The sequence below is a fragment of the Desulfonatronum thiosulfatophilum genome, assembly GCF_900104215.1.
Lineage (GTDB): Bacteria > Desulfobacterota > Desulfovibrionia > Desulfovibrionales > Desulfonatronaceae > Desulfonatronum > Desulfonatronum thiosulfatophilum.
On record NZ_FMXO01000012.1, the window covers coordinates 22,142 to 37,696 of the forward strand.

At 55.4% G+C, this 15,555-nt stretch carries 12 protein-coding genes; 7 read left to right on the forward strand and 5 right to left on the reverse strand.

The annotated features are described in order from the left end of the window. Positions 1–24 precede the first annotated feature (24 nt). The 7 genes from treS to flgM all read left to right on the forward strand — a co-directional run bounded on the left by treS (position 25) and on the right by flgM (position 10,585). Positions 25–3,354, forward strand: coding sequence for a maltose alpha-D-glucosyltransferase (treS, locus tag BLP93_RS10830; RefSeq protein ID WP_092121304.1), 3,330 nt, complete (start codon positions 25–27; stop codon positions 3,352–3,354). Further along, on the forward strand, positions 3,351–5,357 hold the full coding sequence (gene glgB / locus BLP93_RS10835; protein ID WP_092121307.1) for a 1,4-alpha-glucan branching protein GlgB: 2,007 nt from the start codon (positions 3,351–3,353) through the stop codon (positions 5,355–5,357). The genes treS and glgB overlap by 4 nt, the downstream gene beginning before the upstream one ends. 111 nt (positions 5,358–5,468) lie before the next feature. Further along, positions 5,469–6,986 carry a 4-alpha-glucanotransferase gene (gene malQ / locus BLP93_RS10840; protein WP_092121310.1) on the forward strand — a complete coding sequence of 506 codons (1,518 nt, stop codon included), beginning with the start codon at positions 5,469–5,471 and terminating at the stop codon, positions 6,984–6,986. Beyond that, a complete protein-coding gene (locus BLP93_RS10845; RefSeq protein ID WP_092121312.1) occupies positions 6,983–8,407 on the forward strand; it encodes a nuclear transport factor 2 family protein in 1,425 nt (474 codons plus the stop codon). Before malQ ends, BLP93_RS10845 begins: the two co-directional genes overlap by 4 nt. Before the next feature lie 45 nt (positions 8,408–8,452). Beyond that, positions 8,453–9,715 (forward strand): L,D-transpeptidase family protein, encoded by a 1,263-nt coding sequence (locus tag BLP93_RS10850; protein ID WP_092121315.1) that lies wholly within the window; start codon positions 8,453–8,455, stop codon positions 9,713–9,715. A 133-nt stretch (positions 9,716–9,848) separates the two neighbouring features. Beyond that, positions 9,849–10,265, forward strand: a complete 417-nt coding sequence (locus tag BLP93_RS10855) for a DVU0524 family FlgM-associated protein (protein ID WP_092121317.1) — start codon at positions 9,849–9,851, stop codon at positions 10,263–10,265. A gap of 14 nt (positions 10,266–10,279) precedes the next feature. After that, on the forward strand, positions 10,280–10,585 hold the full coding sequence (flgM, locus tag BLP93_RS10860) for a flagellar biosynthesis anti-sigma factor FlgM (protein ID WP_092121319.1): 306 nt from the start codon (positions 10,280–10,282) through the stop codon (positions 10,583–10,585). Between the two features lie 38 nt (positions 10,586–10,623). On the opposite strand, the gene fliW is transcribed toward flgM, so the two are convergent. The 5 genes from fliW to BLP93_RS10885 form a co-directional block, all read right to left on the reverse strand. Continuing rightward, positions 10,624–11,109 carry a flagellar assembly protein FliW gene (gene fliW, locus BLP93_RS10865; RefSeq protein WP_092121321.1) on the reverse strand — a complete coding sequence of 162 codons (486 nt, stop codon included), beginning with the start codon at positions 11,107–11,109 and terminating at the stop codon, positions 10,624–10,626. Further along, positions 11,085–11,324, reverse strand: coding sequence for a carbon storage regulator CsrA (csrA, locus tag BLP93_RS10870; protein WP_092121324.1), 240 nt, complete (start codon positions 11,322–11,324; stop codon positions 11,085–11,087). Before csrA ends, fliW begins: the two co-directional genes overlap by 25 nt. A gap of 25 nt (positions 11,325–11,349) precedes the next feature. Continuing rightward, positions 11,350–12,852 carry a flagellar hook-associated protein FlgL gene (flgL, locus tag BLP93_RS10875; RefSeq protein WP_092121332.1) on the reverse strand — a complete coding sequence of 501 codons (1,503 nt, stop codon included), beginning with the start codon at positions 12,850–12,852 and terminating at the stop codon, positions 11,350–11,352. A gap of 62 nt (positions 12,853–12,914) precedes the next feature. After that, on the reverse strand, positions 12,915–14,999 hold the full coding sequence (gene flgK, locus BLP93_RS10880; RefSeq protein WP_092121336.1) for a flagellar hook-associated protein FlgK: 2,085 nt from the start codon (positions 14,997–14,999) through the stop codon (positions 12,915–12,917). 12 nt (positions 15,000–15,011) lie between these two features. Then, positions 15,012–15,491 carry a flagellar protein FlgN gene (locus BLP93_RS10885; protein WP_092121339.1) on the reverse strand — a complete coding sequence of 160 codons (480 nt, stop codon included), beginning with the start codon at positions 15,489–15,491 and terminating at the stop codon, positions 15,012–15,014. Positions 15,492–15,555: the final 64 nt, after the last annotated feature.

Here is a 15,555-nt window from a genome sequence, read left to right on the forward strand (position 1 = left end):
CGGCATAAACATCAGGAGCTTTACATGTCCATCAAACAAGCCAGACTGATCGACGATCCTCTTTGGTACAAGGATGCCATAATTTACGAAGTACATATCAAGGCTTTCTTCGACAGCAACTCCGACGGGATCGGCGACTTGCCCGGACTGACCCAGAAACTCGACTACTTGGCGGATCTGGGTATAACGGCGATCTGGCTGTTGCCCTTTTATCCTTCGCCGCTTCGTGACGACGGGTATGACATCGCGGACTATTTCAGCGTTCACCCCCAATACGGAACCATCAAGGATTTCAAGTTTTTTCTGCGTGAGGCCCACAAGCGAGGGCTGCGGGTGATCACCGAGCTGGTCCTCAATCATACTTCCGACCAGCATCCCTGGTTCCAGCGGGCCAGAAATTCTCCGCCCGGATCGTCCTGGCGCAATTTTTACGTCTGGAGCGACACTCAGGAAAAGTATCAGGACGCCCGGATTATCTTCAAGGATTTCGAGACGTCCAACTGGACCTGGGATCCAGTGGCCAAGGCCTACTACTGGCATCGATTCTATTCCCATCAGCCCGACCTGAACTTTGACAATCCCCAGGTGGGCAAGGCCCTGTTTCGCGTGATCGACTACTGGTTGAAGATGGGGGTTGACGGGATGCGCCTGGACGCCGTGCCGTATCTCTACGAACGAGAGGGCACCAACTGCGAAAATTTGCCCGAAACGCACAAGTACCTTCAGGATCTGCGGGCGCATATCGACGCCAAGTACCCCAACAGAATGTTGCTGGCGGAAGCCAACCAGTGGCCCGAGGACGCCTGCGCCTATTTCGGAAGCGGCAATTCCTGTCAGATGGCCTTTCATTTTCCATTGATGCCTCGGTTGTTCATGGCGCTGCACATGGAAGAATCCCATCCGATCATCGATATTTTCGAACAGACGCCGGCCATTCCGGACAACTGCCAGTGGGCTTTTTTTCTGCGCAACCATGACGAGTTGACCCTGGAAATGGTCACGGACGAAGAGCGGGACTACATGTACCGAATGTACGCCCGCGACCCCCGGGCGCGCATCAACCTGGGTATTCGCCGTCGCCTGGCCCCGCTACTGGACAACGACCGCAAGAAGATCAATCTGCTCAACGCGATTCTCTTCGCCATGCCCGGCTCCGTGGTGCTCTACTATGGCGACGAGTTGGGCATGGGCGACAACTACTACCTGGGCGACCGGGACGGGGTGCGCACGCCCATGCAGTGGAGTTCGGACCGCAATGCCGGTTTCTCCCGGGCCAATCCTCAAAAGCTCTATCTGCCGGTGATCATCGATCCGGAATACCATTTTGAAGCCATCAACGTGGAAACCCAATCCCAGAATCAGGCCTCGCTGCTCTGGTGGAACAAGCGGTTCATCTCCATGTACAAGCGTTTCCAAGCTCTCGGACGGGGAGACATCACGTTTTTGCGTCCGGACAACGCCAAGGTCCTGGCGTTTATACGCCGCTATGAGGACGAGCATCTGCTGATCGTTGCCAATCTTTCCAGGCATTGCCAACCCTTGGAATTGGAGCTGCAAGGATATGCGGGCTGGATTCCGGAAGAAGTGTTCAGCCGCAATCGTTTCCCCGCGGTCCAAGAGGGACTGTATTCTCTGACCCTGGGGTCCTATGGTTACTATTTTTTTCAGATGATCCAGGTCGCGGATACGGAGCAGGTTCGCGGAATCCAGGAATTGCCGTTGCTGACCATCCGCGCCGCCGAACAGGACATCTGGACCGGCGAGGTGGGCGAGCGGCTGGAGAAGCGCATTCTGCCCAGATTCCTGCCCACCCGGCGCTGGTTCCGGAGCAAGGCCAGGAAAATCCAGCAGGTCACCATCAAAGATGTGCTGGATTTTAATCATTCCGATCAGGCTTCCCTGATCTTGATTCTCAGCGTGGACTATGTGGAGGGCGCCAAGGAACGGTACGTCCTGCCCCTGACCATGGCCTGGGGGGAAGATGCCAAGGCGGTTGCCGCCGAAGAACCCCAGCATGTGCTCAGCCGCCTGTCCAGAACCTCCCGCAACGGTGAGGAGCAGGGCATCCTCTTCGAGGCCGTCTATGCCCCGGACTTTGCGAAACGTCTGATCAAATTCCTGAGCAAGCGCCAGCACATCAAGGGACGCCGGGGTGAACTGCATGCCTGGCCCGGCCGGGATCTGCGACAACGTGAAATCATGAGGCTGGAGCCGCATCTGTTGCGTACCGAACAGAGCAACTCCTCCCTGAACTACGGCAACGAACTGATTCTCAAAATTTACCGCCAGCTGGAGCGCGGCCAACAGCCGGAATTGGAATTGTGCAGGTTTCTCACCGAACGGACCACATTCCGCAATTTCCCTCTTTACGCAGGTTCCTTGACCTACAATCAGCGTGGAGTCGAGGATGCCGTCCTGGGGGTTTTGCAGCAGTTCGTGCCCAGTCACGGAGACGCCTGGAAATACAGCCATGATGCGTTGCAACGATACGTGGAATCCGTTTTGTCGTTGGGGCCGGAAGCCATCATCCCCCAATGCCCCTGCGGCTACTGGGAAGCAGCCCATGGCTCTACCCAGGAAGCGGTGATCGACCTGATCGGGCCGTATCTGGAAATGATCGCCCTGCTGGGTCGGCGTACGGCGGAACTGCACATTGCCCTCGCCTCAAGACATGACGATCCGGCTTTTGCACCGGAGCCGTTCTCCTATCTCTACCAGCGGTCGATATTTCAGGGCCTGCAGAACCAGCTGAAGACCGTCATGAGCCTGCTGCGCAAGAATCTGAAAAGGATACCAGAGGAGCAGGCCTCGCTGGCCAGGGAGGTTCTGGAGACGGAAAAAGCCATTCTGGAGCGATTTCGAACCATCTACAGCCACAAGATCCTGGCGTCCAAGATCCGGATTCACGGCGACTATCACTTGGCCCAAGCCCTGTACACCGGCAAGGATTTCGTAATCATCGACTTCGAGGGGGAACCCGCCCGCGCCTTGAGCGAACGCCGTCTGAAACGCTCCGCGTTGCGGGATGTGGCTGGAATGCTGCGGTCCTTCGATTATCTCGCGCAAATGGTCCTGCGCAACCAGGTTCTCGCCCGTGAAACCGACAAGGCCGTCCTTACTGCCTGGATCGACGCTTGGTCCTCGGCTGTTTCGGGAATGTTCCTGAAGTCCTATCTCGACCTGTCCCATGGGCACGTCTTTCTTCCGGACAAGGCTGATGAGGTCAAGAACCTGCTGGACATCTTCGTTCTGGACAAGGCCGTGTACGAACTGGGATACGAATTGAACAATCGCCTGGATTGGGTGGATCTCCCGCTCAAGGGGTTGAAAAATATTATGGAGGTGCAACCATGAAGCGCGTCATACCAGGAGTGAGCCTGTTCTCCGAAGAAGATATCTACCTGTTCAGGGAAGGCCGCCATTTCCGACTCTACGACAAGCTCGGTTCGCATCCGATGGAAGTGGATGGAGAGCAGGGCACCCTGTTCGCGGTCTGGGCGCCCAATGCCGAACAGGTCAGCGTGATCGGCGATTTCAACGGCTGGGACAACAGCGCCCATGTTCTCCATCCGCGCTGGGACGGTTCGGGTATCTGGGAAGGATTCATCCCCGGGGCGCATCCATGGCAGCTGTACAAGTACCACATCCGTTCCCGGCACCACATGTACAGTTCGGACCGGGCCGATCCCTTTGCCCGGCACACGGAGATTCCGCCGAATACCTCCTCAGTGGTCTGGGACCTGGAATACCAGTGGAATGACGGCCAATGGATGCATGAGCGGGCTTTGCGCAACTCCCTGCGCGCACCTCAATCCGTGTACGAGGTCCACCTCGGTTCTTGGCAGCGCATTCCCGGTGAGTCCAATCGGTTTTTGACCTACCGGGAGATGGCTTCCCGGCTGCCCGCCTATGTTCGGGAAATGGGCTTCACCCATGTCGAGCTCCTGCCGGTCATGGAGCATCCGTTTTACGGTTCCTGGGGGTATCAGACCCTTGGATATTTCGCTCCAACGTCGCGTTTCGGTCCGCCGCAGGATTTCATGTACCTCGTTGATCAACTGCACCAGAACGGCATCGGGGTGATTTTGGACTGGGTGCCATCCCACTTTCCTGGCGACGGGCATGGGTTGGCCTATTTCGACGGCACCCATCTCTACGAGCATTCAGATCCGCGTCAAGGGTATCATCCTGATTGGAACAGTTACATCTTCAATTACGGCCGCAACGAAGTTCGTTGCTTCCTGATCAGCTCGGCCTTGTTCTGGTTGGACAAGTATCATGTGGACGGGCTGCGCGTGGACGCCGTGGCTTCCATGCTCTACCTGGACTATTCCCGCAAGGAAGGCGAATGGATTCCCAACCGGTACGGCGGGCGAGAGAACATGGAAGCCATCGAATTTATTCGCGCAGTGAATGAGGCAGTGTATGTGAACTTTCCGGACACGCAGACAGCGGCGGAGGAGTCCACCGCTTGGCCCATGGTTTCGCGACCCACTGATGTGGGAGGTTTGGGCTTCGGCATGAAATGGAACATGGGCTGGATGCACGATACCTTGTCCTACATGGCCAATGATCCTATCCATCGCCAATATCACCACAATCAGCTTACGTTCAGCATATGGTATTCTTTTGCCGAGAACTTCATCCTGCCCATGTCCCACGACGAAGTTGTGTACGGCAAGGGTTCGCTGCTGAATAAAATGCCGGGCGATTACTGGCAAAAATGCGCGAATTTGCGGCTGCTTTTCGGTTACATGTACGGCCACCCAGGCAAGAAGCTGCTGTTCATGGGCGGCGAATTCGGACAGTGGTCGGAATGGGCTCACGAACAAAGCCTGCAGTGGCATCTGCTTCACCAACCCGAGCACCATGGTGTGCAGCGTTGGGTTCAGGATCTGAATAAGCTTTACCGAGGCGAACCGGCGTTGTATGAGATGGACTTCGAACAGGACGGCTTTTCCTGGGTGGATTGCAATGACGCGGATCAAAGCGTGATCAGCTTTCTGCGTCGCGGCTCCTGCACCCAGGATCTGATCCTGGTGGCGGCCAATTTCACGCCCGTACCGCGTGAGAATTACCGGGTCGGGGTTCCGCGTGGGGGAATCTGGCGGGAAATCTTGAACAGCGACGCCCGGGAGTACGGGGGCAGCGGCATGGGAAACATGGGCGGTGTCGAGGCTGCGCCGCTTCCCAGTCACAACTTTTTTTCCTCCCTGGCCCTGACCCTGCCGCCGTTGGGCGTGGTTTTTTTGAAGAGCGACAGCACAGGCAACACCGACCTGGTCTGCCGCAATGAACTGTTTGCCGACATACCCGAGACGCCCACGGTGGATTTCTTCCTGAAAAAGCTGGATTGAGGTGTTTCGCGATCGAAGAACCCATTTTCGGATTCAACCACCTCTCCCTGATTTTTTTCACGCGAGTTATTGCGCCTCGGTGATACCATCGAGCATTGAAAAGAGAACTTTATGAAGACTCAAGACCGCTTCAGCGGCATACTCCTGCACGTCACATCTCTTCCTTCCCGCTTCGGCGTCGGCGATCTGGGACCCGAGGCGAAGCGATTCGTTGATTTTCTGGCTGAATCCGGGCAACGGTACTGGCAGATGTTGCCCTTGAATCCAACGTCTCCGATTCACGGCAACTCACCATACAGCAGTGATTCGGCTTTTGCCGGCAATCCCTTGTTGATTAGCCCGGAAGCCATGCTGGAAGCGGGTTTGCTCCAGGAAGAGGACTTTTACGGCCTGCCGCGCATACCGGTGGAACGGGTCAAGTACGGACAGGCCGCTGAAATTCGGGAAGAACTGCTGCGCAAGGCGTTTGCCCGGCTGGAAAGCCGGCCTCTCGTCAGGAGCAAGTTTGAAGAATTCAGGAAGGAACAGGCCGACTGGCTTGAGGATTACGCCTTGTTCCGGGCACTGAAAAACCACTTTGACCAATTACCTTGGACTTCCTGGCCCCAGGCTCTGCAGCGACGTGAGAGTTCCGCCCTGGCGAAATTCCGCGATGAGCTGCGCTCTGATATCGATCTGGCCTGTTTCCGGCAGTTCGTCTTCTTCAGCCAGTGGCAATCCTTGCGGGAGTACTGCCGCCGCAGGGGAGTCCAGTTGATCGGCGACATCCCGATCTATGTGAACGAGGACAGCGTGGATGTCTGGGCCAATCCCAGGCTGTTCAAGCTGGATGCTTCCCTTCGCCCCCGGGTCCAAGCCGGGGTGCCGCCGGACTACTTCAGCGAGACCGGACAGCTCTGGGGGAATCCGGTTTACGACTGGGAGCAGATGCAAAAAGACGATTTCAGCTGGTGGGTGTGGCGCATCCGGCACAACACCATGCTCTTCGACATGGTCCGCCTGGACCATTTTCGCGGCTTTGTGGCCTGCTGGGAAGTGCCTGCCGGCCACAAGACAGCCATGCACGGAAAATGGGTGGATCTGCCGGCCAAGTCCTTTTTTCGGGTCCTTTCCGAAGCTTTTGATCCCCTGCCCTTGATCGCCGAGGATCTCGGCACCATTGATGATGCGGTGCGCGACATCATGCGCGAGTTTTCCCTTCCCGGAATGAAGATCCTGCTCTTCGCCTTTGGTCCGGACCTGCCCACCAACCCGTATGTCCCGCATAATCATATCCAGAAATGTCTTGTCTATACCGGTACCCACGACAACAACACCGTCCGCGGCTGGTTTGAGGAAGAGGCCGACGCCGAGACCCTAGCCCGTGTGAACGAGTATCTCGACGCACACTGCACGGCCGATAACATCGCTTCACGATTTGTGCGCCTGGCCATGCAATCCGTGGCGGAAACGGCCATTTTCCCGCTCCAGGACATCCTTGGATTAAGCGCCGCTTCCAAGATGAACGTTCCCGGCGTATCCAACGGAAACTGGTCCTGGCGAATGGCGCCGGATTCGTTGAATGCCGCTGTCCGCAAGCACCTTCTGTATCTGACGACACTCTACGGAAGAGGTCCGACTCATAAATGAAGCGCATTACTTTAGCTCCGGCCGTGCTGGTTATTTTGCTGTGGGCAGCGACGCCGGCCGTCAGTTTTTATGCTGATCTTGACATGGCCCAGGTTCGGATGGCGGAGGAGAGACCCGCCGAAGCCCTGCTGGCGATCCAGGAGCACCTCCGCAAACACCCCGGTGAACCCCAGGGTTTGTTCCTGAAAGCCTTGATTCTTGAACGGTCGGGGCGTTTCTCCGAGGCCATGGACGTGTATCGCTCCCTGATCGACATCCACCCGGAACTGCCTGAACCCTACAACAATCTGGCCGCGTTGCTCGCTGCCGGGGGACGTTTCGAAGAGGCCAAGCAGACCTTGCAACAGGCTTTGCAGACCCATCCCAGCTACGCCACGGCGCATCAAAACTTGAGCCGGATCTATTCGGCCATGGCCGGCAGTGCATATCGGCGGGCCTTGGGCAACAATGACGACACGATTCTCGTTCTCCTTGATCCTCTGGATGAACTTGGGGTTTCGGCAGATACGGCAGTAATGCTGGCCGCTGTGGATAGACAAGCCCAGGAACGGCTCATGACGGAGGCTCCATTATCATCACCTGCTGCCATGCCGGTTCCGAACCTGGACTCCTCCGCAGTACCGCCATCGGCACGCGCACCTGAACGTATCACAGGGCCATTGCCCGGAGTATCTTCATGGTTGTCGACTCCAGGTTTTGCGACGCAAGGCATGCCCCCGGGACTTGCGTCAGCCCTGATTTGTGCTCCTCAGGAGTCCCCAAGGGATAATGTCGGACTCGATGTTACGTGCCCGCAGGAGACCGTGCCGGAAATTCTTGCGGATCTTGCCAGCTCCGAGCCGCCATCCGTATCCGAACCATCTGCCGCGGCACCTGAAGCACCCGAAGCGGTCGGAGCACGTGGTACGAAGCCGGTTTTGCCCACGCCTGCCCCGGAAACGGTTTCCGGGGCTCCTGAGCCAGCCGCTGTTCCGGAATTGATTTCTGCTCCAGAGGCCTCCGCGACCAGTGAACCGGAATCCGCCCCTCCTTCCGTTCAGGCTGAAACGTCGACAGCCGACTCCTTCCATGTGGATGTGCAGGAGACGGTTACCCAGGTGGTTCAAGACTGGGCCAAGGCCTGGGCCAGCCAGAACGTTCAGGCCTACCTTTCCTTTTACAGCGATGAGTTCAAGCCCGAAAGAGGCCTCAGTTTGGCCCAGTGGCGGGAACAACGCCGCACCAGGGTTGCCGCGCCGCCATTCATTCATGTGACGCTCTCGAACATTATAGTTACCGTTCTGGACGAGAATTCAGTTCAGGTTCGCTTTACGCAGCGTTACCGTTCCAACGTGGTCAACGATCAGGTTCTCAAAGAGTTGCAAATGCGCAAAGAAAACGGCCAGTGGCGTATTGTCAGGGAGAGGTTGTTGCCTCGTTAGTCACTTTATGAAACCCAACACGCTTTTTGTCACAGTACGTTCTCAATGATCAATCATTTCCCCATCCTGTCCATGGTCCAGGCAAAATACCTGATATGGAGACTCGTTTCGGCTTTGGCGTTCCTTGTCGTGGTGGTGCTCACCCCGTTATCCATCAAGGCAAATCTGGACGATTATTCCGTTGGTGGATACAGCCTAAGCATTACCAGGGCGCCGGAGTCCGACCTGTTGATTGCTCTGGAAAACGTTCAAAGAGAACGCCTGGACCAGGCCCAGACCCTTCTGGAAAGCCTAGTTCAGGAAAATCCGGATTTTCGTCTGGCCCAGCTAGTTTACGCGGACGTGCTCGCGGCAAGAGCCGGAACCATTCAAGGACTTGGAGCGGGGCTGATTCCGGAGACCGAGTTGGCCGGTCTGGAAGATGAAGCTCGCCGTAGGTGGCTCTACCACCAGCGGCAACCCAACGGGAGACTGCTGCCCAGCAGTCTGGTCGCCCTTGGGGAGAACGAACCCTATGCTCTGGTCGTGGATCTGGAGTTGTCCAGAATGTATGTGGTTTCCAACAGGGGAGGAATCGGGCCGCGTGTCGTAGACGACTATTACATTTCCGGCGGCAAGGGCGGGCCGGAAAAACACCGGGAAGGGGACCAGCGCACTCCTTTGGGTGTCTACTTTACCCAAAATTTCATTCCCGGCCAGCGGCTGCCCAAGTATTACGGATGGGGCGCCTTCACCCTGGATTATCCCAACCCTTTGGATCGGCGCCTGGGCAAGACGGGGCACGGCATCTGGCTGCATGGAAATCCCACGGGCATGTTCAGCCGCCCTCCGTTGGCCAGCGACGGCTGCGTGACCATGCACAACAAGGATCTGGAGGCTCTGGCTCCCTTGCTCAAGAACGGCAATGTGCCCGTGGTGCTCTCCCGAAGCGTCAGTTGGACCGATCCGCTAAAGCTGCGTGAAGTGCAAAAAGAGATGCTAGATCTGCTGGAGACGTGGCGCAGGGATTGGGAAAGCCTGAATTCAGAAGCGTATCTGGCACATTATTCACCAAAATTCCGCAGCGGGAACCAGGACTACTCTGCTTGGAAGCGCCACAAAACACGGATTAACGCGGGAAAAAGCGAAGTCCGGGTGCGTATGGGAAACATCAACATATTCGAGTACCCGGAAAATCCGGAAATCATGGTCGCGACTTTCAACCAGGACTACTGGAGCGACAACTTCCAGTCATCATCGCGCAAGCACCAGTTCTGGCAGCAGGAAAGCGACGGTCGGTGGAGAATAATTTACGAAGGTTCTCATTAGCACGATTTTGAACCTGGACAATCTCCGAAAGGGGGTTCGTGCCGCGAAAATATTTTTTCATAGAATTTTAGGCAGTTGAACCCCTAAAGTTTTTCAGATCCCTGCCGATAAAGGTCATGAGGAGTAATCCGCTGTGACCATCAAGCCATTCCAAGTCCAGAACATGCTTCGCCATTACGGCCAACATCTCGATCAGGGCCGGAGAATGGCGCGCTATCGCATGCTGCTGCAGCGGGCTTCGCCTGAAGACGTCGTCAACCTGTCCCAGGACGGCCGCCGAAAGCAGCTGGTGGAGAAAATTGCCGCCGAGATCATGGACAGCCTGATGGTATCAGGAAGCAGCAACCCTGTGGTGCTGGAGATCAAAGAGGAGCTGGAACGAGAATTCGGTTTCGGTATGGAATTTCGATATCTTCCACTGGAGCCGGAACTGCAAATTTTGCGCAAGGAAGGCGAAGAACTGACGGAAGTTGTCGGTGAGGAAAAACAAACCATTCTGCAGCGTTTCTGGCGCATTACCCTGGCCAAAGTCAATGAAACCATGCTTTAGGCCTTGGAGGAAACATGGAAATCAAGAAACTTATTGATGCATTTCGACCCGTGGAAAGCCGCGAATCCGGACCCAAGGCCGAAAAAAAAGGGCCGGCTGCCGGGACTGCCTCGACACAAGGCGATCGCATCAGCCTTTCTGCTGGAGCCCAAACCTACCGCGGCGTCCAGGCTGTTGCCGAGGCAGACTCCGGAGTCCGTACCGATCGGGTCGAACAGATCAAGGAGCAGGTGGAATCCAACACCTATCAGATGAACAGCCGCAAGACCGCCGAAAAAATGCTGGAGCAGGAGTACGGGGCTTGGGGGAGACAGATTTGATCTTGTCGTTCTCGCCTGCTCCCTCAGATCCGGCCCTTTTAACCAATTTCTCGAGGTACTTGTTCATCTCCTGACTTTGCCTTCCCCGCGGCCAAATGCACTCTGGGCGGATGACGCATCTGATTCTGGGGAACCTGCATGCCTCGGCGTAAACGAGCGTTGATCACCAGAGGTCCGACCAGATTCAGGACGGCGTCCTCGGGCTTTCCCGCGGGAATGGTCACGGTCACCAGGACCACGGCTTCACGGATGTTCTTCAGGCGAAGCAGTTCCTGCTCCGGTGTGCCGACCTTGATCCGATAATCCGGCACGTATACGTAGGGATCCGCGACCATCAATCCCAGGGCCGGATCGGTGCAGCTTTGCAGCAGAAAAAAAGCTGAATCCTCGCGCACGCGTACCAGGGCGAATTCCCGCTGCATCTCGAATCCTACCAGCCCCTTCGGAAAATAAACCAGTCGATCCTGTTCCACTTGCAGCGGACCGACCCGGGAATGAATTATTCTTCCTGTTTTCTGGACCATATCTTCGTCGCCATCAAGAAATCCTGTTCATTGGCCTGCACGGCCATCAAGTTCTCTTCCTTGATCCGCAAGTAGACCTCCTCGCGATACACCGTGAGATCGTCCGGGATGTCAAACCCAAGTTTGACCTGATTGCCCTGGACCTTGAGCACGGTGACCTTGATGTTGTCTCCCAGGTACAGGCTTTCGCCGGCTTTGCGTGTCAGGATGAGCATGCTGTGTTTAACTGAGTGATGTTGATTACATGAAGTTGACGAGGCTCATTTTCATGATCGTCGTCGATGACTTGAGGACGGCCTCGTAAGTGATCTGCTGCATGGCCATCTTGGTCATCAATTCGGCAACATCCACATCCTCGATCTTGCTCTTCCGGTCCCTGGCGTTGAGTTGCAGCCCATGCAGGATGCTGTCGGTCAAATCCAGCCGATTCCGCCGCGCCCCGACGCCGGCGAGGTAAGTGGTAATATGCTTGTGAGCCTCATTTAATTCTTCCAGGGCATCGGCGGCGCCCTGCTGGGTATTTGTTTCCAGATAACCGATAAGCTTGCCGACAGTTTCGAAAAGATTGGAGCCGGTCTTGCCCAGATCTACGGGTTGACCGTTGTACAATCCGCCGAAGACATCCTTGCCAATATTGTTGATCTGAATGGTCTCGTTTTGGGAAATTTCGACATTCATCAGAGCGCGATTGGGGCGGATGACAAACTGGTCGTCCATGGAAGGAGGCCCATCTTCCAGGTTGAGAAAACCGCCGGGTACGGGCAGCGATGTCGGCGGGCCTTCCGGAGTCGTATTGTTCTGGTTCCATTTTCGTCCGCCATCCGTGCTGTAGGAAAATGTTATCTCGCCGCCGTCGACGTCATCAATTCGCACCATGACTTTGTTGCGAAAGACTCCGGCGGCCAAGGCTTCATCGGGATCGTAAGAGCCGAAGCTTTCAACACTGATTTGGTCTTCGTCGTCCCCTTTGTACACAGCTGTAGGGCGAACCCAGAGCCAAGTCCCATTCGTGTCGTTCGTGTCGTTCGGATCAGTTGCGGTTACATCCGCACCGGCGGCGAAAGTTATTTGCACTCCACCAAGGTTCATCACAACTGGAGAGTTCACAGGGTCGGATTCCGGCAGTATTCCCTCAGACCAGGACTTCCCGCCGTTGGTGGAGTAGCGAAAAGCGAGCTGATCTTCGCCTGTCGCGCCGGGGCTTAGAAATTGGACTAAAATTGTTGAATTTGATCCTCCGGAGATACTAATAACGTCCTGATGGTGGATGGTTCCATTGCCGTTGCTTTGAACGAACAATGCCTCTTGAAAAGCTGGGGAGTCCACTTTATGCCCGGCATATATGTATTTGCCTTCATATGACGCATTGGAAAGGGTGATCAACTGACTATAAAGCTGTCGTGCCTCAAAGGAGATTTGCGCCCTGTTGTCCGCAGTGTAGGTGCCGGTCGAGGCCTGTTCGGCAAGTTCCTTGAGTCGGGTAATGGCCACGCTGACCTGCATCAGGTTCTCATCCGCCAGACCGTTCCACCCCTGAGCCGTGTCGATGTTCTTTCGGTACTGCTCCATGGACTTCATGGTGTCCCTGTACGACAGGACACGTGACATGCCGATGGGATCATCAGATGGGCGGTTGATTTTCTTTTGGCTGGAGGCTTGCAAGTTCAACTCAACCAATCCGGTGATCGACTTGTTGAAATAGCCGAGCACGTTGGAATAGATATTGCGATGACTAACCCGCATGGGTGCCGCTCCTTTCCGGAAGATGGCTTTTCTTGTGAGTTGCAGGCATCACTTTATACGTCCTACTTCATGGACAGAATGGTCTGGAACATCTGGTCCGCAGCGGAAATGAGCTTGGCCGCTGCACTGTAAGAATGCTGAAACTTGATCAAACTGCTCATTTCTTCATCCAGGTTCACGCCGGAAACGGCTTCCTGACGGTTGTACAGATCGTCGGCTAGGGCTTTATGGTAGTTAAAGTTGAAATTGGCATTGGAGGATGCCGCCCCGACATTTCCGACCAGGGAATTATAATAATTTGATATTGTTTGAGATGTGCTGCCTTCAAAAGAGGTCTTGAAATCAACCTTGGTGTACTGCATGGCTGCCACGCCAAGTGCCGTGGCATTGTCGCCGGTGTTGACTTCGCCTGCCCCGTTGACATGGCCGGCATTGATGAAATTGAGGTTGTTGAACACTTGCTCATTGATGCTCAATCCACGTGCATCCGTTCCGTCAAAGAACGTGTTGATTCCAAGGGCCGCGAGAAGACCCGTGGAGTCAGAGCCGAAAGCAAAAGACCGGTTTGCATCAGCTGTAAGTTGCAGTCGATTGTCCACAATGGCGGCTGTTATTCCAGAAACTGAATTGAATGCGGCCCGGACATGTTCCAGAGTGTGAACTTCAGGATCAAAGTTTGGCGGCGAAGTCCCACCGGCAAAGCCCAGTTGAGATGGGATCGGGTTGCCTGCAGCGTCGTAGAGCCAGACGATCAGATTTCCTGTCTGCAGTTTTTGGCCATGGAACAAGCCGGAGGATAGGCTGCTCAAAGGCTCGTCATGCTTTGATGCCCCATGCGTCCCAAGAACCTCCGAAAATTTTTGCAACCCGGCGCCCTGGCTATGAATGCGATTTACTTCCCAGGCCACTGTCTCAGCCAAGGAATTCAATTTCTCCCTGAACTGTCCGATATAATCGTCACGAAAGTTGAAGTAACCCGCCAAAGTTCCGCCAACAAGCCGACGCTCGTTGTCCGCCCCGTTGAAGTGAATTTGCGGGGTGATGTTCATTTCGGAAGACGTGTTCTGATGCCAGTAAAGGCCGCTTTTCGGAACAATGGTAAATTTGTCGCCGACTGCCAGTTCTCCTGCGTCGAACCAGATTTCGAGGCCTTCAATTTTCTCTTTGTTTGCTGCGGGTTGTGCATTGAAAGTGATGACGGCTCCATCGGCATCCTTCAGCCAGGATTTACCTCCATCCAAGGAGACCTGATACTGCGCTGGAGTGGTGGTATTGCCTACCTCTCCGGGGGTAACAACTTTGATCAGGTATTCCCGCTCCGAACTGCCGGCAAAGTTGATGTTTTTTCCGACGAATGGGGAAGCTGCGGTCAAAGATGAATAACTCTTCGGCCCCTCAAACTTCAGCTCAAAGAATTCCCTCCCATCCACCAGCGTATGTCCGGCTGTGGTCATGATGAAAAACTGACCGTTGCCCTTGTCCTGTGTTTTGATGTCCAGGAGGCCGGCCAGTTCGCGGACCATGGTGTCGCGTTTGTCCATGAGGGCGTTGGCGTTGTTCTGGCCTGGGATATCGTGGACGGCGATCTGGCGATTGATCTCAGAGATATCCCGAAGCAGTTCGTTGGCTCGCATTACGTCCTGGCGGATGAAGTCGTCGACCTGGTTTTGGAAGTTGGTCAGGTCGCGGTCCACCTGATTGATGATCTGGGTCATGTTCCGAGACGTGTTCATGAGCTGGCTGCGGGAAGCCATGTCGTCCGGACGCAGGGAAAGGTTCTGCCAGTCCGCCCAGAACTTGGCCATGACATCGTTCAAGCCATCGCCAATGGATTCGTTAAAGAGCATTTCAACGTTGCGCAGGTTCGTGTTCAGCGAGTCCCAACGGTGCATTGTGGAAGATTTTTCCAGGTACTGACGCTCAATAAAGTAGTCGTAGTGTCGAATGACCTCCGCTGCCGAGACCCCGGTCCCAATTTGACCCGGCCGATAGTCGATGCTTGGATTTTCCTGCAGGCGGACAGTGCGGCGGCTGTACCCGGGAGTGTTCACATTGGCGATATTCTCGCCCGTGACGTGAATGGCGGATTGGAACGCCAAAAGCGCTCCACGTCCAGTATTCAAGAGGGAATTGACGCCGACGGTCATCGTGACTCTCCCTTACAATCTACCGTGAAGCAAGGTGCCGGTGCCTTCGGAATGATGCCATTTGCCGTGCCTGGAATACGTGTGTGCATCCTTGGGAATGATCTGGCTCGCCAGATAGTCCAGGAGAGCCTGATTCTGATCCATCAACCCCTGGGCTGTGACGGCATTCTGCGCAGCCTTGCGGCCGCAGATCTGTTCCTGATGGTCAATTTCCCGCAGCAGGTCCCGCCCCTCGTCGCGGCAGGACTCTTCCATCAGCAGAGGAAGATCACGGATTGCGGGCAATGACGGATCAAGATCCATGACGTGTCGCTTGAGTTCCTGGCGTTCCACCGCAATTTGGCGCAACAGTTCCTGGATGGAAAATTCCACCGTGGCCACGGATTGGGGATCCCCCTTGCCCAAATGTTGAAATTCTTCATCAAGCAAGTGAGACAGTAAAAAAATGGCTTGTTTCTGGCGATGCAGGTTCTGCAGCACATATCTGGACATGAGGGACCTCAGGTGGCTGAAGAGAAGAAGGTGGTTCGCGAAAAGTTTTGCGGGATCGCTTCCC

Coding starts and splice junctions, on each gene's coding strand:
- treS (WP_092121304.1), top strand. CDS start 25: ATGTCCATCAAACAAGCCAGACTGATCGACGATCCTCTTTGGTACAAG.
- glgB (WP_092121307.1), top strand. CDS start 3,351: ATGAAGCGCGTCATACCAGGAGTGAGCCTGTTCTCCGAAGAAGATATC.
- malQ (WP_092121310.1), top strand. CDS start 5,469: ATGAAGACTCAAGACCGCTTCAGCGGCATACTCCTGCACGTCACATCT.
- BLP93_RS10845 (WP_092121312.1), top strand. CDS start 6,983: ATGAAGCGCATTACTTTAGCTCCGGCCGTGCTGGTTATTTTGCTGTGG.
- BLP93_RS10850 (WP_092121315.1), top strand. CDS start 8,453: ATGATCAATCATTTCCCCATCCTGTCCATGGTCCAGGCAAAATACCTG.
- flgM (WP_092121319.1), top strand. CDS start 10,280: ATGGAAATCAAGAAACTTATTGATGCATTTCGACCCGTGGAAAGCCGC.
- fliW (WP_092121321.1), bottom strand. CDS start 11,109: ATGGTCCAGAAAACAGGAAGAATAATTCATTCCCGGGTCGGTCCGCTG.
- csrA (WP_092121324.1), bottom strand. CDS start 11,324: ATGCTCATCCTGACACGCAAAGCCGGCGAAAGCCTGTACCTGGGAGAC.
- flgL (WP_092121332.1), bottom strand. CDS start 12,852: ATGCGGGTTAGTCATCGCAATATCTATTCCAACGTGCTCGGCTATTTC.
- flgK (WP_092121336.1), bottom strand. CDS start 14,999: ATGACCGTCGGCGTCAATTCCCTCTTGAATACTGGACGTGGAGCGCTT.
- BLP93_RS10885 (WP_092121339.1), bottom strand. CDS start 15,491: ATGTCCAGATATGTGCTGCAGAACCTGCATCGCCAGAAACAAGCCATT.